Source organism: Glycomyces paridis (assembly GCF_004912155.1).
Classification (GTDB): domain Bacteria; phylum Actinomycetota; class Actinomycetes; order Mycobacteriales; family Micromonosporaceae; genus Glycomyces; species Glycomyces paridis.
Window position 1 is genome coordinate 38,357 of sequence record NZ_STGX01000017.1, and the last position, 21,087, is coordinate 59,443.

At 70.5% G+C, this 21,087-nt stretch carries 17 protein-coding genes and 1 pseudogene; 9 read left to right on the top strand and 9 right to left on the bottom strand.

Annotated elements, in window-relative coordinates; translation table 11 throughout:
• Positions 1-73 precede the first annotated feature (73 nt).
• Positions 74-544 carry an Ig-like domain-containing protein gene (locus tag E9998_RS20380; RefSeq protein WP_136531537.1) on the top strand — a complete coding sequence of 157 codons (471 nt, stop codon included), beginning with the start codon at positions 74-76 and terminating at the stop codon, positions 542-544.
• Positions 534-1,226 (top strand): cytochrome b/b6 domain-containing protein, encoded by a 693-nt coding sequence (locus E9998_RS20385; protein ID WP_136531538.1) that lies wholly within the window; start codon positions 534-536, stop codon positions 1,224-1,226. The genes E9998_RS20380 and E9998_RS20385 overlap by 11 nt, the downstream gene beginning before the upstream one ends.
• A 23-nt stretch (positions 1,227-1,249) precedes the next feature.
• Here E9998_RS20385 and E9998_RS20390 read toward each other — a convergent pair whose 3' ends face one another.
• The 4 genes from E9998_RS20390 to E9998_RS20405 form a co-directional block, all read right to left on the bottom strand.
• Positions 1,250-3,124: an ABC transporter ATP-binding protein gene (locus tag E9998_RS20390; protein WP_136531539.1), complete on the bottom strand. Its 1,875-nt coding sequence runs from the start codon at positions 3,122-3,124 to the stop codon at positions 1,250-1,252.
• On the bottom strand, positions 3,121-4,788 hold the full coding sequence (locus tag E9998_RS20395) for an ABC transporter ATP-binding protein (protein WP_136531600.1): 1,668 nt from the start codon (positions 4,786-4,788) through the stop codon (positions 3,121-3,123). The genes E9998_RS20390 and E9998_RS20395 overlap by 4 nt, the downstream gene beginning before the upstream one ends.
• A 332-nt stretch (positions 4,789-5,120) precedes the next feature.
• The gene (locus tag E9998_RS20400) at positions 5,121-5,855 is read right to left on the bottom strand and encodes a tyrosine-protein phosphatase (RefSeq protein ID WP_136531540.1); all 735 of its coding nucleotides are present in this window, start codon (positions 5,853-5,855) and stop codon (positions 5,121-5,123) included.
• Between the two features lie 149 nt (positions 5,856-6,004).
• Positions 6,005-7,222 (bottom strand): DUF349 domain-containing protein, encoded by a 1,218-nt coding sequence (locus E9998_RS20405; protein ID WP_136531541.1) that lies wholly within the window; start codon positions 7,220-7,222, stop codon positions 6,005-6,007.
• 164 nt (positions 7,223-7,386) lie between these two features.
• Here E9998_RS20405 and miaA point away from each other — a divergent pair.
• Positions 7,387-8,313 (top strand): annotated as a pseudogene (gene miaA / locus E9998_RS20410) (tRNA (adenosine(37)-N6)-dimethylallyltransferase MiaA); the annotation flags it as partial.
• A 30-nt stretch (positions 8,314-8,343) separates the two neighbouring features.
• Here the strand turns inward: miaA and E9998_RS20415 are convergent.
• The 5 genes from E9998_RS20415 to nadA all read right to left on the bottom strand — a co-directional run bounded on the left by E9998_RS20415 (position 8,344) and on the right by nadA (position 14,253).
• Complete coding sequence (locus E9998_RS20415) at positions 8,344-9,339, bottom strand: aldo/keto reductase family protein (RefSeq protein WP_136531542.1); 996 nt, start codon at positions 9,337-9,339, stop codon at positions 8,344-8,346.
• A 100-nt stretch (positions 9,340-9,439) separates the two neighbouring features.
• The gene (locus E9998_RS20420) at positions 9,440-10,450 is read right to left on the bottom strand and encodes a WG repeat-containing protein (RefSeq protein ID WP_136531543.1); all 1,011 of its coding nucleotides are present in this window, start codon (positions 10,448-10,450) and stop codon (positions 9,440-9,442) included.
• Positions 10,451-10,671: 221 nt separating this feature from the next.
• A complete protein-coding gene (locus tag E9998_RS20425; RefSeq protein ID WP_158299904.1) occupies positions 10,672-11,325 on the bottom strand; it encodes a DUF3043 domain-containing protein in 654 nt (217 codons plus the stop codon).
• A 113-nt stretch (positions 11,326-11,438) separates the two neighbouring features.
• Positions 11,439-12,806 carry a UDP-N-acetylglucosamine 1-carboxyvinyltransferase gene (gene murA, locus E9998_RS20430; protein WP_136531545.1) on the bottom strand — a complete coding sequence of 456 codons (1,368 nt, stop codon included), beginning with the start codon at positions 12,804-12,806 and terminating at the stop codon, positions 11,439-11,441.
• Between the two features lie 280 nt (positions 12,807-13,086).
• On the bottom strand, positions 13,087-14,253 hold the full coding sequence (gene nadA, locus E9998_RS20435) for a quinolinate synthase NadA (protein ID WP_136531546.1): 1,167 nt from the start codon (positions 14,251-14,253) through the stop codon (positions 13,087-13,089).
• A 347-nt stretch (positions 14,254-14,600) separates the two neighbouring features.
• Here nadA and E9998_RS20440 point away from each other — a divergent pair, with 347 nt between their 5' ends.
• The 6 genes from E9998_RS20440 to E9998_RS20465 all read left to right on the top strand — a co-directional run bounded on the left by E9998_RS20440 (position 14,601) and on the right by E9998_RS20465 (position 21,084).
• A complete protein-coding gene (locus E9998_RS20440) occupies positions 14,601-15,704 on the top strand; it encodes a glycerate kinase family protein (protein WP_136531547.1) in 1,104 nt (367 codons plus the stop codon).
• A gap of 147 nt (positions 15,705-15,851) precedes the next feature.
• Positions 15,852-16,235 (top strand): iron-sulfur cluster insertion protein ErpA, encoded by a 384-nt coding sequence (gene erpA, locus E9998_RS20445; RefSeq protein WP_136531548.1) that lies wholly within the window; start codon positions 15,852-15,854, stop codon positions 16,233-16,235.
• 276 nt (positions 16,236-16,511) lie between these two features.
• On the top strand, positions 16,512-17,216 hold the full coding sequence (locus E9998_RS20450; protein ID WP_136531549.1) for a PfkB family carbohydrate kinase: 705 nt from the start codon (positions 16,512-16,514) through the stop codon (positions 17,214-17,216).
• A gap of 212 nt (positions 17,217-17,428) precedes the next feature.
• On the top strand, positions 17,429-19,093 hold the full coding sequence (locus tag E9998_RS20455) for a peptide ABC transporter substrate-binding protein (RefSeq protein ID WP_240037697.1): 1,665 nt from the start codon (positions 17,429-17,431) through the stop codon (positions 19,091-19,093).
• Positions 19,094-19,160: 67 nt separating this feature from the next.
• The gene (locus tag E9998_RS20460; RefSeq protein ID WP_136531551.1) at positions 19,161-20,171 is read left to right on the top strand and encodes an ABC transporter permease; all 1,011 of its coding nucleotides are present in this window, start codon (positions 19,161-19,163) and stop codon (positions 20,169-20,171) included.
• Complete coding sequence (locus tag E9998_RS20465) at positions 20,164-21,084, top strand: ABC transporter permease (RefSeq protein WP_136531552.1); 921 nt, start codon at positions 20,164-20,166, stop codon at positions 21,082-21,084. The genes E9998_RS20460 and E9998_RS20465 overlap by 8 nt, the downstream gene beginning before the upstream one ends.
• The last annotated feature ends 3 nt before the right edge of the window (positions 21,085-21,087 follow it).

Below are 21,087 nucleotides of genomic sequence, written 5' to 3' on the forward strand. Positions count from 1 at the left end.
TTCGGGGCCCCGGCCCGTATCACCTGTACGGGCAGTGCCGCTCCAGCGCACTGCCGCGACGAAAGGCCGAGACATGAAGACGAAGCTGATGGCCCTGACCGCCACGGGCGTCCTCGCGGTCGCGCTCGCCGGATGCGGCGGGGACGGCGACGCGGGGGAGGAGGGCGGCCCCACGGTCGCGATCGTGCAGCCCGCCGAAGGCGGCACCGTCGCCGTCCCGTTCACGTTCGAGGTCGATTCGAGCGAGGACCTCGGCCCGACCGACACCGGGAACCACCACGTCCACCTCTACCTCGACGGCGACGACAGCGTCTACGAGGTCATCGAGTCCGGCAACGGCGAGCCCATCGAGATCACCGCCGACTCCCCGATCCTCGCGGGCGTCGCCGACGGCGAGCACACGATCAACGTCTCCCTGCGCAACGCCGACCACTCCGCGGCGGGTGCCGAGGACGAGGTCGCCGTCGTGTTCGGTGCCGCGGGCTCGGGCAGCACCGGCGGCTCGGACGGCGAGGAGGGCACGGAGGACCTGTATGACTACTGAGGCCGAACCGGGCGGCCCAGCGCGTGAGGGCACCGTGGTGCGCAACCGCGCGCCCGCCCGCTGGTTCCACGCCGCCGTCTACCTGTCGGTTCTGGTCCTCATGGCCACGGGCTGGTGGCTCACGCTCGGCCGCGAAGGCGATCCGAGCCTCCTCGCCCGCGCGACCGGGTTCGCCGACGCCGAGATCCACACCGTCGTCGGCTGGGTCCTCGCGGGCCTGGCCGTCGCCGGACTCGCGTTCGGCCCGAAGGGCCTCCGCGCCCTCGTCGTGGACTCGGCGCGGCTGCGCCGCTCAGACCTGCGCTGGTTCGCCCGCTGGCCGAAAGCGGTGTTCACCGGCCGCTTCGCCCGCCACGAGGGCCGGTTCGACCCCGGCCAGCGCATCGCCAACCTCGTCATGGTCGCCCTGCTCTCGGCGCTCGTCGTCAGCGGTGTCGGGCTGTGGGCCGTCTCCGGCGGGCCGGCCTTCGTCTGGTTCAACCGGGTCCACCGCTGGTCCACCTACGCGTTCACCCCGGTGGTCCTGGGCCACATCCTCATCGCCGCCGGGGTCCTCCCCGGCTACCGCGGCGTCTGGCGCGCCATGCACCTGGGCGGGCGCCTGCGCCGCCGCGACGCCGCCCGCGTCTGGCCCGGCTGGCTCGAACGCCGCGACGACGAGGAGGGCGGGCGGCGCGGCTGAGCGCCGCGCCGCCCGCCCGGGACTCAGACGAGGCTGTCCTCCCACTGGCGGTGCAGTGTCGCGTACTCGCCGCCGTGGTCGATGAGCTCCTCGGGGTGGCCGTCCTCGATGATGCGGCCGTGTTCGAGCACCAGGACGCGGTCGGCGATCTCCACGGTCGAGAGGCGGTGGGCGATGATGATCGCCGTCCGGTCGGCCAGGATGGTGCGCAGGGCCCGCTGCACGAGTCGCTCCGAGGGGATGTCCAGCGAGGAGGTCGCCTCGTCGAGGATGAGGACCCTCGGGTCGGCCAGGAACGCCCGCGCGAACACGACCAGTTGACGTTGGCCCGCCGAGAGGCGGCCGCCGCGCTTGCGCACGTGCGTGTCGTAGCCGTCGGGCAGCGCGTCGATGAACTCGTGGGCGCCGACCACCTTGGCCGCCTCCACGATCCGCTCACGCGGAGCGCCGGGCCGCCCCAGTTCGATGTTCTCGGCGATCGTGCCGTTGAACAGGAAGTTCTCCTGGGTGATCATGACGATGTTCGCCCGCAGGTCGGCCTCTGCAAGGTCGCGCAGGTCCACGCCGTCGAGCGAGACCGTGCCCGCCTTCGGGTCGTAGAAGCGGCTCACGAGTTTCGCGATCGTGGTCTTGCCCGCGCCGGTCGAGCCGACCAGCGCCGTCGTCTGCCCCCCGGGGATGCGCAGGTCCAGGCCCGGCAGCACCACCTGGTCGTCGCGGTACTGGAACCGCACGCCGTCGAAGCGCAGCTCGCCGCGCGGCCGCTCGATCGCGCGCGGCTCCTCGGGCTCGGCCACCTCGACGGGTTCGTCCAGAACGCCGGAGATCTTCTCCAGCGCCGACGTCGCCGACTGGAGCACGTTGTAGAACTGCACCAGCTCGTTGAGCGGGTCGAAGAACCGCTTCATGTACAGCAGGAACGCCGCCAGGACGCCGAGCTCGGTGTTGCCCTGCATGACCTGCCAGCCGCCGAACAGCAGCACCACGACGGTGGCGAGGTGCCCGATGCCGCGCATCCCGCCGGCCATGAACGCGTTCTGCTGGTGCCCGGCCGCCTGCGCGAACCGGTTGTCGGTGTTGAGGCCGGCGAACAGCTCCCGGTCGCGCTCCTCGCGCCGGTAGGCCTGGACCGCGCGCACCCCGCCCATCGACTCCACGAAGTAGACGATGAGCAGGGCCACCGTCTCGCGGGCCCTGCGGTACGCGACCGCCGAGACCTTGCTGAACCAGCGGCCCAGCAGCAGCATGAGCGGGAACGTCAGCAGCGCCACCGCCGCCAGCCGCGCGTCGATGACCAGCATGACCACGGTGATGGTGACGACGTTGAGCGCGGCCAGGACCAGGTCGTCCACGCCGTTCTCGGTCATCTCCCGGATCGACTCCATGTCCGAGCTCTGCCGGGCCGTGACGCGCCCGGACGTGAACCGCTCGTGGAACGACACCGACAACTGCTGGAACTTGCGGAAGACCCTGCTGCGCAGCGCGAACAGCATCGCCGCGCTCACCTTCGCCGACTGCGCGATGTAGAGGCGCACGCACAGGTACTCCAGGATCGCCACGACCGCGAACGCCACCCCGATCGTCGCCACGATCGAGTAGTCGTCGCGGTCGGTCAGCGCCGGGATGCCGTGGTCGATGCCGTACATGACCAGCAGCGGCGTCGCCATGCTCGCGAAGTTCTGCACCACCAGGATGCCGCACAGGAACAGGATGCCCTTCTTGTGCGGCCGCATCATCGACCCGAGCAGGCGCCGCGACTGGCTCCGCAGCTCCTTGATCGACTCGGCGTCGTCCACTTCGGCACTGGTTCGGTCGGCCTCGGAGGACTCCGCGTGGCCCCGCCAGTGCGAGTGCTTGTCGGGCTTGTCGGTCTTGCCGGTCGGCTCGGCCAGCGTCATGCCGCCACCTCCTCAGATTCGGCAGAAAGCACGTCCACGTACTCGGGGCTGGTGCCCATCAGTTCTGAGTGCGCCCCGACGGCCGCGATGCGACCCTCGTGGAGCAGCGCGACCCGGTCGGCCAGCGCCACCGTCGAGGGCCGGTGCACGACCACGAGCGCGGTGGTGTCCCGCAGGACCTGCGCGAGCGCCCGCTCCACGAGCTCCTCGGTGTGGACGTCGAGCGCCGAGAGCGGGTCGTCGAGGACCAGCAGCGCGGGCTTGACGACGACGGCGCGGGCGAGCGCGAGGCGCTGGCGCTGGCCGCCGGACAGCGACAGGCCCTGCTCGCCGATGCGGGTGTCGAGGCCGTAGGGCAGGTCGTACACGAACTCGGCCTGCGCGACCCGGAGGGCCTCTTCGAGGTCGCGCTCGTCGGCTTCGGGCCGCCCGAGCGCGAGGTTCTCGCGCACGCTCATGGAGAACAGCGTGGCCTCCTCGAACGCGGTGGTGACCACCGAGCGCAGGTTCGCGAGCCGGATGTCGCGGATGTCGACGCCGTCGAGGAGGATGCGTCCGCCGGTCGGGTCGTTGAGCCGCGAGGGCAGCGACACGAGCGTGGACTTGCCCGAGCCGGTCTTGCCCGCGATGGCGACGGTCTCGCCGGGGCGCACGGTGAGGTCGACGCCGCGCAGGATGTCGCGCGTGTCGTCCTCGTAGCCGAAGCGCACGCCCTCGAAGACGAGTTCGCCGCGCACGGAGCCGCGGTCGACGGCGACGGCGCCGGGCCGGTCCTTGATGGCCGGTTCGGTGTCGAAGACCTCGTAGACGCGGTCGGCGGCGGTCATGGCCTCGTTGCCGTGGGCCATGACCCAGCCGCTCGCCTCGATCGGCCACAGGATCGCCAGCTGGAGCATGATGAACGCGGTCAGGTCGCCCACGGACATGGCGCCGTCGGCGACCATGATCGAGCCGAGCACGAGCGTGGCGCCGAGGGCCGCGGAGGCGATGGCGGTGAAGCCCGACCAGGACCGGGAGGCGACGAGGCTCTTGCTGACGCCGCGGTCGCGCAGCTCGGCGGCCTCCTTGTCGAAGCGCTCGGCCATGAGCGGCCCGCGCCCGAGGGCCTTGATCGCCCTGATGCCCAGGGCCGACTCCTCGGCGGCGCTGGAGACCTCGCCGGACTGGTCCTGCTCGGCGCGCGCCATCGGCAGGTAGTTCCTGAAGAACCCGCGTCCGATGAGGAACAGCGGCACCGCGGAGGCGGCGACGATGAGGGCCAGGCGCCATTCGATGAACAGCAGCTGGCCCATGATGAGGACGATCATGCCGATCGAGGTGATCGCGAAGACCATGCCGCCGGCGAAGAACCGCCGGATCATGCCCAGGTCGGAGGTGACCCGCGCGAGGAGCTGGCCGGTCTGCCAGCGGTCGTGGAAGCCGGTGTGGAGCCGCTGGAGGTGCGCGTAGAGCCCGCCGCGGATGTCCGCCTCGATCGCCATGGCCGTGGTGGTCTGGAAGTACCGCCGGGTCAGGTTGAGGAGCGCGTCGAGCGCGCCGAGGACGGCGATCGCCGCCACGATCTTCCACAGCCCGGGGAGGTCGCCGTCGGTGATCGGGCCGTCGATGGCCCGTCCGACCAGCGGGGGGATGGCGAGGCCGGTGACGATGTTGAGCAGCACCATCGACCACAGCACGGCCAACCGGAATCGGTAGGGGTACAGGTATTTCTTGATCCGCCACAGGTTCGTCAGTGCCGACCGACGCGGCGGGGGAGCATCCGTCTCTGACTGTTCTGGAGTTTTCAACCGCTCTGAGCCCACTGCACCAAGGTACGAGCGGGGTACGCCTCCCGGCAACCCGATTTCACCGGCCGGCCGGTAAGTAAAACTCGGATTCTGTTCGATCCGGTTGCGGCCCTTCGCAAAACAATTTGGAAAACGTTTTACTCCGGTGTCCGTTCTACGGGACGGACGGCCCCGCCGGAGCCGCCCGCCCGCTCACGCCCTTGCGATGCTCAATCGAGCAGCAGCTCCCGCAGCTCCTCGGCCCGGTCGAAACCGGTCGCCGTCACGTACTCGCCCATCGACCCGAACCGCTCCCGCATCTCCGCGAGCGTCTCCAGCATCGCCTCCGCGGGCGTCGTCAGGCCGCTCTCGGTCGCGGGCTTGCCGAGGTGCTCGTCCCGCCACCGCTTCCAGCGCGCGATCCCGTGGTTCGACAGCGCGTAGTCCGCCGCGATGTCCTCCTCGCCGACGCCGAGCACCGACAGCAGCGACGCGGCCACCAGGCCCGTCCGGTCCTTCCCCGCCATGCAGTGGAACAGGACCGGCTCGCCGCCCGCGATCACGTCGAGCGAGTCGCGCACCGCCTGGTACCCCGATTCGAGCATCCCCGAATAGCGCTGGCGCAGGAACGGCACCGTCGCCGCGCCCTCCGGGTAGGGCCGGCCGATGTTCTCCCACCGGACGTGCAGCAGCTCGAAGTGGTGGAACTCGACCCCCTCGACCTCGGGGAACCGGCCCGCGACCTCCCACTCCTCGGCCCGTCGCAGGTCGATGACGTGGCGGATGCCCAGCCGGTTCACCAGCAGGTCCAGGTCCGCCTCGGTCGGGCGCCCCACGTTGTCGGAGCGGAACACCCTGCCGGTGCGGACCGTCCGGCCCCCGTCGGCGGCCCAGCCGCCCACGTCACGCAGGTTGAAGATCTTCTCGGCGTCGTGGAACTGCCGGGGGAGGGTCTCGATGGTCATGCGGCTGCCTTCCTGTCGGGGGGACGTGCAGGTTCACGGCTCGGCGAAGCGCGGTGCGGAGGGGGACGGTGAAGGGAACGGCGGGAACGCGAACGGCGCGGACCGGTTCGGTCCACGCCGTCGTGACTCACGTTCATCTTCGGGCCGCGCTATTTGCTGCCCTCGGCGAACTTCAGGAACTGCTGCTTGCTCGCCAGCTCCGACTCCGCCTTCTTGATCCGGCCCGCGTTCCCGTCGGCCTTCGCGCGCTTGAGCTTCTCCTCGGCCTCGGCGACCTGCTGGCGCATCTGGAGCAGCAGCGGGTTCTCCTCGACCGGGACCTTCCGCCACGCCGAGTCCAGCGCGTCGCGCAGCTTGTCCTCGACGTTGCGCAGACGACGCTGCAGCTTCGCCTGGTTCTTGCGCGGCACCGCGCCGATGTCGTGCCAGCCCGCCTGGAGCTCCCGGAACGCCTGCTGGGCGCCCTTCGGGTCGGCCTCGATGTCGAGGGCCTCCGCCTGCTTGAGCAGCTCCTCCTTCGCGGCCTGGTTCGAGTCCAGCTCCGCGTCGCGCGCCGAGAACACCTCGGAACGGGCGTTGAAGAACACGTCCTGCGCCGCCCGGAACCGCTTCCAGGCCTTCTGCTCGGCGTCCGGCGCCAGTCGCCCGGCGTCCTTCCACTCGTTCATCAGACCCTTCAACCGGTCGGCCGTCGGCCCCCAGTCGGTCGACGCGGCCAGCTCCTCGGCCTGAGCGATCAGCTCTTCCTTCTTCTGGCCGATCACCTTGCGCTCGGCGTCCAGCTGCGAGAAGTAGGCGCCCCGGTGCCGCGTGAAGGTGTCGCGCGCGGCCGAGAACCGGCGCCACAGCTTCTGGTCGGTCTTCCGGTCCACACCGTGGATCGACTTCCACTCCTCGATGATCTCGCTGAAGCGCTGGCCCGAGGCCTTCCAGTGGCTGTCGCGGGCCGCCAGCTCCTCCGCCTCGGCCACGAGGGCCTCCTTGGCGGCGACGGCCTCCGCGCGCTCGGCGTCCTTGGCCGCCTTGAACTCGCCCAGCTTGTCGTCGGCGTGCTTCGACAGGCCGTCCAGGCGGGTCGCCAAGCCGTCGACGTCACCGACCACGGCCGCGGTGTCCAGGCCCTCGCGGAGCTTGCGCAGCTGCGAGGCCGCCTGCTCCACGTCGGCGGACTCCGAGTTCAGGCGCGCGGCGATGAGATCGACTTCGACCACGAGGTCGGCGTACTTGCGCGCGAAGTGCGCGATGCCCTCCTCGGTGGAGCCGGCCTGCCAGGAGCCGACCGCGCGCTCTCCGGAGGAGGTCTTCACATAGACCGTGCCGTCGGCGTCGATGCGGCCGAAGCTGGTCCAGTCTCCGAGGTCACTCATCGCGGTAATCTCAAATCCTTCACACGAACTAGGGTACGTACTTCCCGTACCCTACGGTGGTCGGCGGGTCCCCGCCAGCCGGGTGGGACCGCACGAACCGAGGGGGTCATTCCGTTGAGCCATCCCGAGCCGCAGCTCGCGAACGCCGCCGAGACCGCCGACTGATGGCCCGCGGACTCCGCCGGGAGGCGGGTGGCGGCACCCCCACCCTACAGCCGCCGGTGATCGCCGTCGTAGGCCCCACCGCGGCCGGCAAGACAGCGCTCTCCGTCGCCCTCGCGCTGGCCCTCGACGGCGAGGTCGTCAACGCCGACTCGATGCAGCTGTACCGGGGCATGGACATCGGCACGGCCAAGATCACGCCCGAGGAGCGGCGCGGGGTGCCCCACCACGTGTTCGACGTCCTCGACGTCACCGAGACGGCCGACGTCGCCGGGTACCAGCGCCTCGCCCGTGAAGCCATCGCCGACATCCGCTCGCGCGGACGCCGCCCGATCCTCGTGGGCGGCTCCGGCCTGTACGTGCAGGCCGCCCTGGACGAGATGGACTTCCCCGGCACCGACCCCGAGATCCGCGCCCGACTCGAAGCCGACCTCGAAGCCCACGGCTCCGCAGCGCTGTGGGAGCGCCTGCGGGACCTCGACGCCGAGGCCGCGAAGGCGATCCTGCCCTCCAACGGCCGCCGCGTCGTGCGCGCGCTCGAAGTCGTGGAACTCACCGGCTCCTTCACCGCGTCGCTGCCCGAACCGAAGGCGCACCTGGAAGCCGTGCGCATCGGCGTCGACCTCGACACGGCCGCACTCGACGAGCGCATCGAGCGCCGCGTGCGGACCATGTGGGACGCCGGACTCCTCGACGAGGTCCGGACCCTGGAGACCCGCGGCCTGCGCGAGGGCCGCACCGCCTGGCGCGCCCTCGGCTACCAGCAGGTGCTCGCCCACTTCGCGGGGGAGTACGACGAGGACGAGGCCTTCCGCCGCACCGTCCAGGGCACGCGCCGCTTCGTGCGCCGCCAGCGCTCCTGGTTCAAAAGGGACGGCCGCATCGAATGGTTCGATGCGGCCGATCCTCAGTTGTCGCAGCGGGCCCTGGCCTTCGCGGCGGGCCCGCCCGGTGACGCGTTAGGCCCGCGGGTTCGGGGCCGTGGTCTCCTTCGGGTCGGTCACGGCGACCGGCGCGAGGAGCTCGTTGACCTTCGCGTAGACCTCCGCCGGGAGCTTCACGCCGACGGCCTTGACGTTCTCCTCGACCTGCTCGGGGCGGGTCGCGCCGATGATCGCCGCCGACACGTTCGAGTTCTGGAGCACCCACGCCAGGCTCAGCTGCGCGATGCTCAGGCCCAGCTCCTCGCCGATCGGGCCGAGCTGCTGCACGCGCTCGAGCACGTCGTCCTTGAGCCAGTTCTCCACGAAGCGCCCGAACTTCGGGTCGGCGCCGCGCGAGCCCGCCGGAGCGCCCTGGCCCGGCTTGTACTTGCCCGAGAGGATGCCGCCGGCCAGCGGGGACCACACGATCTGGCCGATGCCCAGCTCCTCGGAGGCCGGCACGACCTCCGCCTCGATGACCCTCCACAGCGCCGAGTACTGCGGCTGGGAGGACACGAACTGGATCTTCAGCTCCTTCGCCAGGTCGGCCGCGGCCCGGATCTGCTCGGCGGTCCACTCCGAGACGCCGATGTACTGGGCCTTGCCCGAGCGCACCACGTCGGCGAACGCCTGCATGGTCTCCTCGAGCGGGGTCTCCACGTCCCAGCGGTGGGCCTGGTACAGCTCCACCCGGTCGGTCTGGAGGCGCCGCAGCGAGTTGTCGATCGACTCCCTGATGTGCTTCGCGGACAGGCCCCGGTCGTTCTTGCCCGGGCCCATCGGCCAGTACACCTTGGTGAAGATCTCGATGCCGTCGCGCCGCTGGCCCTTGAGCGCGCGCCCCAGGACCTCCTCGGCCGCGCCCTGCGCGTACACGTCGGCGGTGTCGAAGGTGGTGATGCCGGCGTCGAGGGCCGCGTTCACGCATGCGACCGCGGCGTCCTCCTCCACCTGCCCGCCGTGGGTGATCCAGTTGCCGTAGACCAGTTCGGAGATGACGAGGCCGGAGCGGCCGAGATGACGGAATTCCATGCCCGAAAGCCTACCTGCCGCACGGCTAGCGTCAACGCAATCACCGTCACAGGTACACCGCCCCCGCCGATAGCCGTACCGCGCGGGCGATCCGCGTCACCTACAGCGGGCCGTCGTCGATCGACACCGCCGCGTCGAGCGTGCGCAGCGCCTCGGCCTTGTCGGCGCGCACCGGCACGATCTCGCCGCCGTCCAGGCCCAGCACCCCCCACGAGTACCCGTCGGTGACGAGGAACCCCGAAGGATGGACCTCCACGCGCTGGTAGCGCGGCGGCACCACGACCCGCCCCGACCGGTGCACGACGAGCACCCGCCCGCGCTGGGAGGCCGCGGCGACGCCGTTGACGAACCCGGTGACGGTGCGCCCGTCCGCGGTCGGGGTCTCCATCGAGCTGTAGAGCATCGGGACGACGACGGTGCCGTTGCGGTCGATCGCGCCCCAGTCGGCCTGGCACACCGCGGCGACCCCGCCGCGGAAGTCCCCGGCCTGGCTGAACGCGGCCTGCACCACCGGCTGCCCGTTCGGCCCGAGGTACCCGAAGCGGCCGGTCTGCTGGTCCTGGAACCGCTCCGGCGCGGGATGCCCGGCCCGCTCGGGCCAGCCGCGCGGCGGCGGCCCGAACCCGGTCTTGGCGGCGTGCTCCTCGATGATCGCGAGCGCGGTCTCCACGATCTGCATGACGAAGCCGTGCGGGTTCTGCTCCGAGGCGCGCTGGACGTGGATGAGCGACTCGGTGATGCGCCCCTGCGCGATGCACGAGAGCCCGGCGTAGGCGCGGACGGCGCCGGTCAGCGTCCGCGGCAGCTCGCCGGCCTCGGCGAGCGCGAACAGCTGGTCGGCCTCCTCGTAGCGCCCGCGCACCCGCAGGACCTGCCCGAGGCGGGCGCGGGCGGGGGCGAGCAGGAGGTCGGCGCCGACGGCCTCGGCGTACTTGACGGCGGCGGCCGCGTCGACCTCGGCGGCGTCGAAGTCGCCGAGGACCCGCAGGATCACCGCGCGCACGCCCAGCAGGCGCGACTGGTCGGCCTCGGCGGCGTGGCGCCCGAGGCGCATCGTGGCCTCCTCGCGGATCTGCTGGAGGGCCACGGTGTCGGCGATCGCGTGGCGCATCGTGGCGCGATCGAGTGGGCCGAGGGCGCGGAACAACCCCGCCCGCAAGTCCGCCGCGACATCCACCACGTTGACTACTTTCCGGGGTCGGGAAGGGCTACGACTATTCGAGGGTAAGCCATCGGGGACCCGGGAGGGTTCACCGCGGTGCGCCGGGCCTGGCCGATGGGACGGGCGGCGCGGGCGCGCCGCCCCGGGTCGCAGGGCCGGGGCCCCGCCCCCTACTTGACGACCTTGCCGAGGTCGTCCTCGGTGGCCTTGTAGCTCATGCGGGCGCGCGGGTTGCGCATCGAACGGGGCATGATGCTCCGCTGGATCGCGTACCAGTAAAGGGAGCCCTTGCGCTGCTCGGTCTTGGGGAAGCGCTGGAACACCAGGCGCTTGACGCGGCGGCACAGGAGCACCGACTCCAGGACGATGACGGCCGTCAGCGCCAAGAGCGCGATGAACAGGTAGCCCTGGAGCTGCACGTTCCCGGAGGTGGAGAAGATGAGGATCGCGAAGGCCGCGAACATGTAGTACTGGCCGACCGACCAGCGGCCGTCGACGATGTCGCGCACCAGCAGGCGCTCGGCGCCGCGGTCGCGGGGCAGGTGGTACTTGTCGAAGAGCGGGTCGCCCTTCCACTGGCCCTCGGCGATGCGGGCGCGCTCGGCCCGGACGTCGTCCTTGGCCTGGCGCTTCTGCTCCTTGGTGAGCGGGCCGGACTTCTTGACGGCCTCGCGCTTCTCCTTGTTGGTCAACGGCGGGTTGACCGGGGGGCGCGCCTTGGACTGGTTGGGCCGCTTCGGGGTGGCCTTCCCCTTCTTGTCGGTGGCGGAGACCGGCTTGGGTTCCTCAATGGCAGGGACTGCCTGGGCGGACTTCTTCCCCACTGACGATCGGCCTTCCTCAACTCGCGGCGGGCGGTGTCCTCCAAGCATACCCACGGGTGTTCGGCCCCCGAAATTTACGGTTTGCCCAATTGATCGGGGGCCGTTCCCGTAGGTCAGGGGCGCGGGCGCTCGATCTTGGCGCCGAGGCCGAGGAGCTTGGCCTCGAAGTTCTCGTAACCGCGCGTGATGTAGCGGTCGACGCCGTAGACGCGCGAGGTGCCCTCGGCGGCCATCGCGGCGATGAGGTGGCTGAACCCGGCCCGCAGGTCGGGGATCTGGAGGTCGGCGGCGTGCAGCTTCGACGGCCCGGCGATGACCGCCGAGTGCAGGAAGTTGCGCCGGCCCCACCGGCAGGGGGTCCCGCCGAGGCAGTCGGAGTACAGCTCGATGTTGGCGCCCATGCGGCGCAGCTCGGAGGTGTAGCCGAAGCGGTTCTCGTACACGGTCTCGTGCATGATCGACAGGCCGTCGGCCTGGGTGAGGGCCACCACGATCGGCTGCTGCCAGTCGGTCATGAGCCCGGGGTGCACGTCGGTCTCCAGGGCCACCGGCTTGAGCGCGGTGCCCGGGTGCCAGAAGCGGATGCCGCCGGTGTTCGGGTCGTCGTCGACCTCGTAGGCGCCGCCGATCGAGCGGAACACGTTGAGGAAGGTCATCATGTCGGCCTGCTCGGCGCCGCGCACGAACACGTTGCCGCCGGTGGCGAGCGCCGCCGAGGCCCACGAGGCGGCCTCGATGCGGTCGGGGAGCGCCCGGTGCGAGTAGCCCTTGAGTTCCTCGACGCCCACGATCTCGATGACGCGGTTGGTGTGGACCTTGATGATCGCGCCCATCTTCTGGAGGATGCAGATCAGGTCCACGATCTCCGGCTCGATCGCGGCGTTGCGCAGCTCGGTCGTGCCCTTCGCCATGACGGCGGTGAGCAGGACCTGCTCGGTCGCGCCGACCGAGGGGTACTCCAGCTCGTAGCGGATGCCGTGGAGGCCGTTCGGGGCCGAGAGGTGCGTGCCGTCGGGGCCCTTCTCGACAACGGCGCCGAACTCGCGCAGCGCGTCCAGGTGGAAGTCGATGGGGCGACCGCCGATGTTGCAGCCGCCGAGGTCGGGGATGAAGGCCCGGCCGAGGCGGTGCAGGAGCGGCCCGCACAGCAGGATCGGGATGCGGCTGGTCCCGGCGTGGACGTTGATCTCCTCGACGCCGGCGGACTCGACCGAGGTCGGGTCCATGTACAGCGTGTCGCCGTCGAGCTCGACCTCGACGCCGTGGACGCGCAGGAGCCCGGTGACGACCTCGACGTCCCTGATCGCGGGGACCGAGCGCAGGATCGAGGGGGAGGTGCCCAGGAGCGCCGCGACCATCGCCTTCGAGACGAGGTTCTTCGCCCCGCGGACGGTGACCTCGCCTTCGAGCGGGGTGCCGCCGTGGACGATCAGCACGTCGTCGGAGGCGGCGGTCTCGGGGGTGGCGTCGGTGCTGCTCAACAGGTCTCCTCGATGGGTGGAGTTCTGGATCTGAAGCCGGGAAGCGCCGGTGCCGGCGGCGGGTCCGCGGCGGTGACGGTCGGCCGGGAGCCTGGTTTCACGACGCTGCTCGGGAGCCGTGAACTTCAGGTGGCGGACCAACGATAACGGAATAGCCACAAGGAAAACGCCCAGGTGGCGCCATAACCCACGGTGATCATGCGCACCACTCGTTCGTGCAACGCGGGCCCCTCCGCGGGCGTGATGCGGACCCCGCCCGAGACGGGGCCCGCACCCGGGACTACGGCAGCGCGAGCATCCGGTCGAGGGCCTCGCGCGCGTACGCGGCGGTGGCCGGGTCCACGGTGATGGTGTTCGGGACGCGCCCGGCCACCAGCTCCTCCAGGGCCCACACCAGGTGCGGCAGGTCGATCCGGTTCATGGTCGAGCAGTAGCAGACCGTCTTGTCGAGGAACGAGATCTTCTTGTCCGGGAAGCGGTTCGCCAAGCGCCGCACCAGGTTCAGCTCGGTGCCCACGGCCCACGAGGAGCCGGGCTCGGCCTCCTCCAGGCGCTTGATGATGTACTCGGTCGAACCGACGTAGTCGGCCGCGGCCACCACCTCGTGCTTGCACTCGGGGTGGACCATGATGTTGACCTCGGGGTCGAGGCGGCGCATCTCCTCGACGCATTCGAGGGTGAAGCGCCCGTGGACCGAGCAGTGGCCCTTCCACAGGATGATCTTCGCGTTCCGCAGCTCCTCGTCGGTGAGGCCGCCGTTCGGCTTGTGCGGGTTGTAGAGCGCGCAGTCGTCGAGCGAGTAGCCCAGCTCGCGGACCATCGTGTTGCGGCCCAGGTGCTGGTCGGGCAGGAACAGGACCTTCTCGCCGTGGTCGTACGCCCACCGCAGTGCCCGCTCGGCGTTCGAGGAGGTGCAGACCAGGCCGCCCTCGCGCCCCACGAAGCCCTTGATGGCGGCCGTGGAGTTCATGTACGTGACCGGCACGGTCACGTCCGCGATCCCGACCCGCTGGAGGTCCTCCCAGCATTGCTCGACCTGCGAGGCCGTGGCCATGTCCGCCATCGAGCAGCCCGCGGCCAGGTCCGGCAGGATCACCTGCTGGTGCTCGCCGGTGAGGATGTCGGCGCTCTCGGCCATGAAGTGCACGCCGCAGAACAGGATGTACTCCGCGTCGGGGCGCGCCGCGGCCTGCTGCGCGAGCTTGAACGAGTCGCCGGTGACGTCGGCGAACTGGATCACCTCGTCGCGCTGGTAGTGGTGGCCCAGGACGAACACGTTGCCGCCGAGGGCCTCCTTGGCGGCGGTCGCTCGCGCGACCAGATCGGGGTCGGAGGGAGCGGGCAGCTCGCCGGGACAGTCGACGCCGCGCTCGGAGCCGGCGTCGGTCCCCCGCCCGAGCAGCAGCAGCGCGGTCTGAGTGGATGCAGGTTCGTTGAAGCCCGTCATACGCGCCATCCTAATCCGTTCCGAGCCCTCCTCGGCTCCACCGAACCCTCCGGCCCCGTCCGTCACCCGTCGGGTCCGCCGTCACACCCCCGAGGCACCATCGAAGCCGGGGGGACCGCCGAATCGAGGCGGACTCACCTTTCGGGCGCGGCCCGTCCACGGGCGCCGTCGCACCCTCCGGGCACCATCGAAGCCGGGGGGACCGGCGGTCCGACACGCCCGACCCCCGGACCGCCGACACGCCGCCGCCCCGCGCCGCGCAACCGCTTCCGAATCCACCACCACCGCTCCGCCGCCGCCCGGCAAGCGGTTACACGACCGCCTCGGGCATCCTCTACGCTCTTGGTGTGCGCATCCTCATAGCTCCCGACAAGTTCGCCGGCACCATGAGCGCCGCCGAGGCCGCCGACGCCGTCGCCGACGGCTGGCGCCGCGCCCGTCCGGACGACACGACCGTGACCCTGCCGCTCGCCGACGGCGGGCCCGGCTTCGTGGAGGTTCTCGAACACGCCCTCCCCTCGGGCGTCCTCCACCACGTCCGCGCCTCCGACCCCCTCGGGCGCCCGACCTGGGGCCACTACCTGCGCGACGGCGCGACCGCCTACATCGAATCCGCCCACGCCTGCGGCCTGCACCACCTCACCGCCGCCGAGCGCGACCCGCGCCGCACCACCAGCTACGCCCTCGGCCTGATCATGGCCCACGCCATCGAGCACGGCGCCCGCCGCCTCGTCATCGGACTCGGCGGCTCCGCGACCAACGACGCCGGCGCCGGGATGCTCACCGCCCTCGGCTGCGTCCTGCGCGACACCGACGGCGACCCCGTCCCCTACGGCGGCGAGGGCCCGGGCCTTACCGCGATCCTCGAATGGCTCCCGCGCACCCGCGGCGTCGAGATCATCGCGGCCACCGACGTCGACAACCCGCTCCTCGGACCCGAGGGCGCGACCTACGTGTTCGGCCCCCAGAAGGGCGCGACCGACCGCGACCTCCTCGTCCTCGAAGCCTCCCTCGCCCGGTTCGCCGAGGTCGCCCAGCGCGACCTCGACCTCCCAGGCCTCGCCGACCTGCCCGGCGCCGGCGCGGCGGGCGGCATCGGCTTCGCCCTGTTCCTCCTCGGCGGCCGACGCGAGTCCGGCGCGCGCCTGACCTGCGACGCGGTGGGCCTGGACGCCGCCGTCGCCGAAGCCGACCTCGTCATCACCGGCGAGGGCTCCTTCGACGCCCAGAGCCTGCGCGGCAAGCTCGCCGCCGAGGTCGCCGCCGCGGCCGCCGCCCACTCCACGCCCTGCCTGGTCCTGGCCGGCCGCTCCGACCTCGCCGAGCACCCCGGCCTCGCCGGCGTGCACTCGGTCGCCGACCACGTCGGCGGGACCGCCGCGGCGATGGCCGCGCCGGTGGAGGGACTCAGCGCACTCGCCGCGCGGGTGGCGACCGAATGGCATGAGTAGGTACCGTCGAGCACTGGAGCGCATCGAGCCTCCAGATCCGCGCCCTGTGACGTCGGGAATAGCGACGCGTCCGAACCGGTTGGGTAGTGTTGACGGGTCGAAGAGACCCGAAAGACTTGGATCTCGCACACATCAGAGGAGTTGCAAGTGAGCGCCACTCAGCAGGCCGACACCGAGAAGGCCAACGACGTCAAGGACAACGCCAAGGTCGGCGTCGTGCTCACGGACGCGGCCGCCACCAAGGTCAAAGCCCTGATCGAGCAGGAGGGCGAGGAAGGCCTGCGTCTGCGCGTCGAGGTCAGCCCCGGCGGCTGCTCCGGCCTGCGCTACGGCCTGTACTTCGACACCGACGTGCGCGACGGCGACGTCGTGCAGGACTACGAGGGCTTCGGCGTCGTGGTCGACAAGATGAGCGTCCCCTACCTCATCGGCGCGAACATCGACTTCGCCGACCGCATCGACGCCCAGGGCTTCACCATCGACAACCCGAACGCCCAAGGCTCCTGCGCCTGCGGCGACTCCTTCCACTAGAGGGGACGGGGTCCGCAGCGCCACGGCGGGACTCCTGAGACGGCGACCTCGCCGCGGGCGCACGCCGCCCGCCGCCGCCGACGGGCTTCACCGCGAAGCCCGGCGGTCCGCCGCTCATCAGCCCGCAAGGCCCGGACCCGACCGCCGAGCAGTCTCAAGCCCGGTCGATCCCGAGGGTCGGCCGGGCTGCACCGTGTTCGCCGCATTGCCCGCGGCGCGCCCGCGAACGCACTCCCGAACCGTTTCCACGTCCCCGACCGAACGAGGACCTTTGCTGTGCCACTTGTCGTGCAAGGCATGAAGACCGCCGTCACCGGAACCACGGCCGAGACCATCGGCCTCGGCATGAGCCGACTGGGCCAGGCGCCCGTCGTCATCGGCGCCGACGAGCTCGACCTCATCGAGGTGATGGAGCGCGGCGGCACCCTGGGTTTGGTCCACATCGGACCTGGCGACGCCAAGGCGATGCACGCCTACGCCGACCAGTGCCGCGACCTCGGCCTGGAGTTCAGCGCCGACCCCGGCGACCTGGAGGGCGGGGAGGCCGCCGAGTTCGTCGCCGGCGCCAAGTTCCTCGTCACGGACCGCGAGCGGCACCAGGTCCTGCTCGCCTCCACGGACCTGAGCGACGACGAGCTGCTGGAGCGCGTCCGCGTCCGGGTGACCACTCTGGACCAGGACGGCGTCGAGATCGCCGGCCACGACATGGAACGCGTGCGCGTGCCCTTCCCCCGCGTGCGCGAGATCATCGACCCCGCCGGCGCGGGCGAGGCCTTCGCGGCCGGCCTGCTCGCCGGGCTGGGGTGGGGGATGAGCGTGCGCCGCTCGGCCGAGGTCGGCAGCCAACTGACGGCGCTCGCGCTCGAAACCGTAGGGCCGCAGGGGTACGCGGTGAACCCGGTGGAATTCGTGCAGCGCCTGGAGCAGTCCTACGGACCGGCCGCGGCGGCCGAGGCATCCGCATACCTGTTGCCTGAGTGAACACACCGGTCAACTTGACCCGCCGACGAAACATCTGTCGCGGTACATGGCCATCTGTGGGCAATAGCGCCGAAATCCTATGGCTGCTAGGTCTCTGCTTACCGTCCGACAGGTAACGATTTCACAACGCACCCTTTCGCTAGCTTGTGTTGTACGCCATGGTGTGAGGTATCCCACGACCCACTCACACTCTGGAGCGTCCAGTGCGACGAATGCGAATGGCGGTGGCGGCCTTGGCCGCCGCCGGAACGGTGGTGGCCACGGCCGCCTGTACCGGCGACGAGAGCGACGTCGACGGTGAGGGCGGCGGCGGCGACGCCTTCATCAACATGCAGATCGGCGAGGTCTACAGCCTCATCCCCGGCAGCTCGGGCGAGTCCGAGGGCTACCGGGTCATGAAGAACGTCTACGACGGCCTCGTCTACTACAACATCGACACCGGCGAGCCCGAGAACCTCGTGGCCGAGTCGATCACCTCGGACGACAACCAGACCTGGACCATCAAGATCAAGGACGGCCTGACCTTCCACAACGGCGAGCCGGTCGACGCGGACTCCTTCATCAGGTCTTGGGACCGCACCGCATACGCCCCGAACGTGGCGCGACTGAACTACTTCTTCGCGACCATCGAGGGCTACGCGGACATGAACCCCGACCCGCTTCCGGCCGACACCTGGGCCGACCCCGAGGTGCCCGAGTACGACACGGTCGAGACCACGCACCTCTCCGGTCTCACCGCGATCGACCCCCTCACCCTCGAAGTCAAGCTCACCGCGCCGTTCATCGGCTTCCCGACGATGCTCGGCTACGAGGCGTTCTACCCGATCGCCGAGGAGTGCCTCAACGACCTCGAAGCCTGTGAGGCCAAGCCGATCGGCAACGGCCCCTTCATGTTCGAAGAACCGTACAATGTGGAGTCCGGCGGCACGGCCGTGACGTGGGAGGACTACCCGGGCGACAAGAAGCCCTCGATCGACGGCGTCAACTGGAAGGTCTACCTGGAGGGCCAGGACTGCTGGGCCGACTTCCAGACCGGCGACATCGACGTCTGCCGGCCGACCGCGCCCGACTACGAGTCCGCGATGGCCGACGAGGAGCTGACCTCGCGCCTGGTCCAGCAGAGCGACCCGAGCATCACCATGCTCGCGTTCCCGCTGTACGACGAGCGCTACCAGAACGTCGACCTGCGCCGCGCCATCTCGATGGCGATCGACCGCGAGGGCGTCATCAACGTCATCGGTCCCGACCGCTTCGACCCGCTCGACTCCTGGGTCCCCGAATCGATCCTCGGCGGCGGCAGGGGCGCCTGCGGCGAGTACTGCACGTACGACCCCGAGGGCGCGAAGGCCCTCCTCGAGGCGGCCGGCGGCTGGCCCGAGGGCGAGAAGCTCCAGATCTGGGTGAACGACGCGAACGACAACACCGCGATCTTCCGTGCGATCGGCGACTCCATCGCCGAGTCCCTCGGCATCGAGTACGAGCTGGTCACCGTGGCCTGGCCCGACTACCTGGACGCCCGCGACGGCCACGCCATCGAGGGCCCGTTCCGCGACGGCTGGGGTCCCGACTACAACCTCAACGAGAACTACCTCGAACCGATCTACGGCGGCGGCGCCTCCGTGAACAACACCGGTTTCGAGGACGAGGCCTACAACGCCAAGATCGCCGAGGCCGGCGCGGCCGCGTCGCTGGACGAGGCCATCGAGCTCTACGCGGAGGCCGAGGCGCTCCTCGCCGAGGTCTTCCCGAGCGCACCGCTGTTCGCCTCGAAGATCAACTACTTCTACTCCGAGCGCCTCGACAACGTCCTCGTCCACCCGATCTACAACGGGCCGGGCGGCGACTGCGAGCTGCGCGACGTCACCATCAAGTCATAGCTCCCGACCACCACCGACCCCCGGGCGGGCCATCGGCCCGCCCGGGGGCGCTAGAACTGGATTCCACATGGGACGCTATATCATACGCAGGCTTCTCCAAGCCCTGCTCACACTGGGTATCGTGCTGTTCCTGCTGCACTACCTCATGGCGCTGTCGGTCCAGGTCCGCGGCAACCCCGCCCTCCTGTTCTTCGGCGGCGAACGGGTCCCCGACCCGGCCATGCTCGAGCAGATCGAGCGGCTCTACGGCCTCGACAGCCCCTGCTACGAGCGGACCGGCGACCCGTGCCTGGTCCCGTTCGTCGAACGGCTCCAGCGCCTGGCCTCCGGCGACCTCGGGACGACCCTCCAGGGCAACCGCGACGTCGGCGACCTGCTCGCGGTGTACATCCCGAACACGCTGCGGCTGTTCATCATCTCCACGATCACCGTCGTGACCCTCGCGATGCTCCTCGGCACCTGGGCCGCCCGGCGCCGCGGCAGCCTCGTCGACCACTCCGTGCGCGCGACCACGATCCTCGTGGACTCGATCCCGGTCTTCCTCATCCTGCTGTCCTACGTGTACATCATCTCGGTGCCGCTCACCAAGTGGGCCAGAGGCATATGGGGCACCGACTCGTTCATGGGCCAGTTCTTCAGACCGAGTTACAACCCCGACTACCCGTGGGTCACGATCATCATGCCGGGCATCATCCTCGGCACGGTCGGGCTCGCGACCCTCACCCGCCTCGTCCGCGCCAGCCAGCTGGAGAACCTCGGCGCCGACTTCGTGCGCACCGCCAAGGCCAAGGGGCTCAAGGAGCGCCGCATCACGATGGTCCACGTCGTGCGCAACTCCATGATCCCCATCGTCACCGGCGTGGGCTACCTGTTCGCGTTCATGCTCTCCGGCGCGGTGCTCACCGAAGGCGTCATGGGCATCCCCGGCATGGGGCGCATGATCTTCCAGGCCGTGCAGCGCCAGGAGATCAACCTCGTCCTGGTCGGGCTCACCGTGTCGGCCGTCGTCGTGGTCGTGGTCAGCCTCGTCGTCGACCTCCTCTACGCCGTACTCGATCCGAGGATCCGCTATGACTGAGTTGACAGTTCCCGTCTCGCAGACGCAGCGGCAGGCGTCACTGTGGGCCGACGCGTTCCACAGCCTCCGCAAACGGCCCGACGTCATCTTCGCGGTCCTGGTGATGCTGTTCGTGTTCGCCATGGCGGCATTCCCGGCCCTGTTCACCGACCAGGACCCGACGGTCTGCCGGGGCCGCGAGGCCCGGCTCCAGCCGGAGACCTGGTTCGTCGGCGAGCATCCGCTCGGGACCGACGGCTTCGGCTGCGACTTCGCCGCCGCCATCGTCTACGGCACCCGGCCCACGATCGTCCTGGCGCTCACCGTCATGGTCGTGTCGGTGGCCGTGGGCCTCGTCCTGGGCATCACCGCCGGGTACTACGGCCGCTGGGTGGACGCGCTCATCTCGCGCGCCCTCGACGTCTTCATCGTCATCCCGATGCTCCTGGGCGCCATCCTGCTGCTGAGCCTCTTCCGCGGGCGCTCGGCGCCGGACTCGATGCTGGAGACCATCGCGCCACCTGCCATCGCGCTGTGCCTCTTCGGCTGGATGGAGTTCTGCCGCTACGCGCGCGCCTCCACCATCGAGACGAAGAACCTCGACTACGTCATGGCCGCGAAATGCCTGGGCGCCAAGGACAGGCGGATCATGTTCCGCCACATCCTCCCCAACGCCATCGCGCCGGTCACCGCCGTCGTGCCCACCACCATCGGCGGCGTCATCGTCACCGAGGCGGCCCTGGCGGTGCTCGGCATCGGCGTCCAGCCGCCCGCCACCAGCTGGGGCGTGCTGCTCTCCGACGGGACCGAGTGGGCCGGCGGCGGGTACCTGTACCTGTTCGGCATCCCGCTCGTGCTGCTCATCCTGACCGTGTTCGCGTTCGCGACCTTCGGCGACGCCCTGCGCGACGCCCTCGACCCGAAACTGAGGTGATCG

Coding starts and splice junctions, on each gene's coding strand:
- E9998_RS20380 (WP_136531537.1), top strand. CDS start 74: ATGAAGACGAAGCTGATGGCCCTGACCGCCACGGGCGTCCTCGCGGTC.
- E9998_RS20385 (WP_136531538.1), top strand. CDS start 534: ATGACTACTGAGGCCGAACCGGGCGGCCCAGCGCGTGAGGGCACCGTG.
- E9998_RS20390 (WP_136531539.1), bottom strand. CDS start 3,124: ATGACGCTGGCCGAGCCGACCGGCAAGACCGACAAGCCCGACAAGCAC.
- E9998_RS20395 (WP_136531600.1), bottom strand. CDS start 4,788: ATGGTGCTGCTCAACATCGTCACCGGCCTCGCCATCCCCCCGCTGGTC.
- E9998_RS20400 (WP_136531540.1), bottom strand. CDS start 5,855: ATGACCATCGAGACCCTCCCCCGGCAGTTCCACGACGCCGAGAAGATC.
- E9998_RS20405 (WP_136531541.1), bottom strand. CDS start 7,222: ATGAGTGACCTCGGAGACTGGACCAGCTTCGGCCGCATCGACGCCGAC.
- E9998_RS20415 (WP_136531542.1), bottom strand. CDS start 9,339: ATGGAATTCCGTCATCTCGGCCGCTCCGGCCTCGTCATCTCCGAACTG.
- E9998_RS20420 (WP_136531543.1), bottom strand. CDS start 10,450: ATGCGCCACGCGATCGCCGACACCGTGGCCCTCCAGCAGATCCGCGAG.
- nadA (WP_136531546.1), bottom strand. CDS start 14,253: ATGACGGGCTTCAACGAACCTGCATCCACTCAGACCGCGCTGCTGCTG.
- E9998_RS20455 (WP_240037697.1), top strand. CDS start 17,429: ATGCGAATGGCGGTGGCGGCCTTGGCCGCCGCCGGAACGGTGGTGGCC.
- E9998_RS20460 (WP_136531551.1), top strand. CDS start 19,161: ATGGGACGCTATATCATACGCAGGCTTCTCCAAGCCCTGCTCACACTG.
- E9998_RS20465 (WP_136531552.1), top strand. CDS start 20,164: ATGACTGAGTTGACAGTTCCCGTCTCGCAGACGCAGCGGCAGGCGTCA.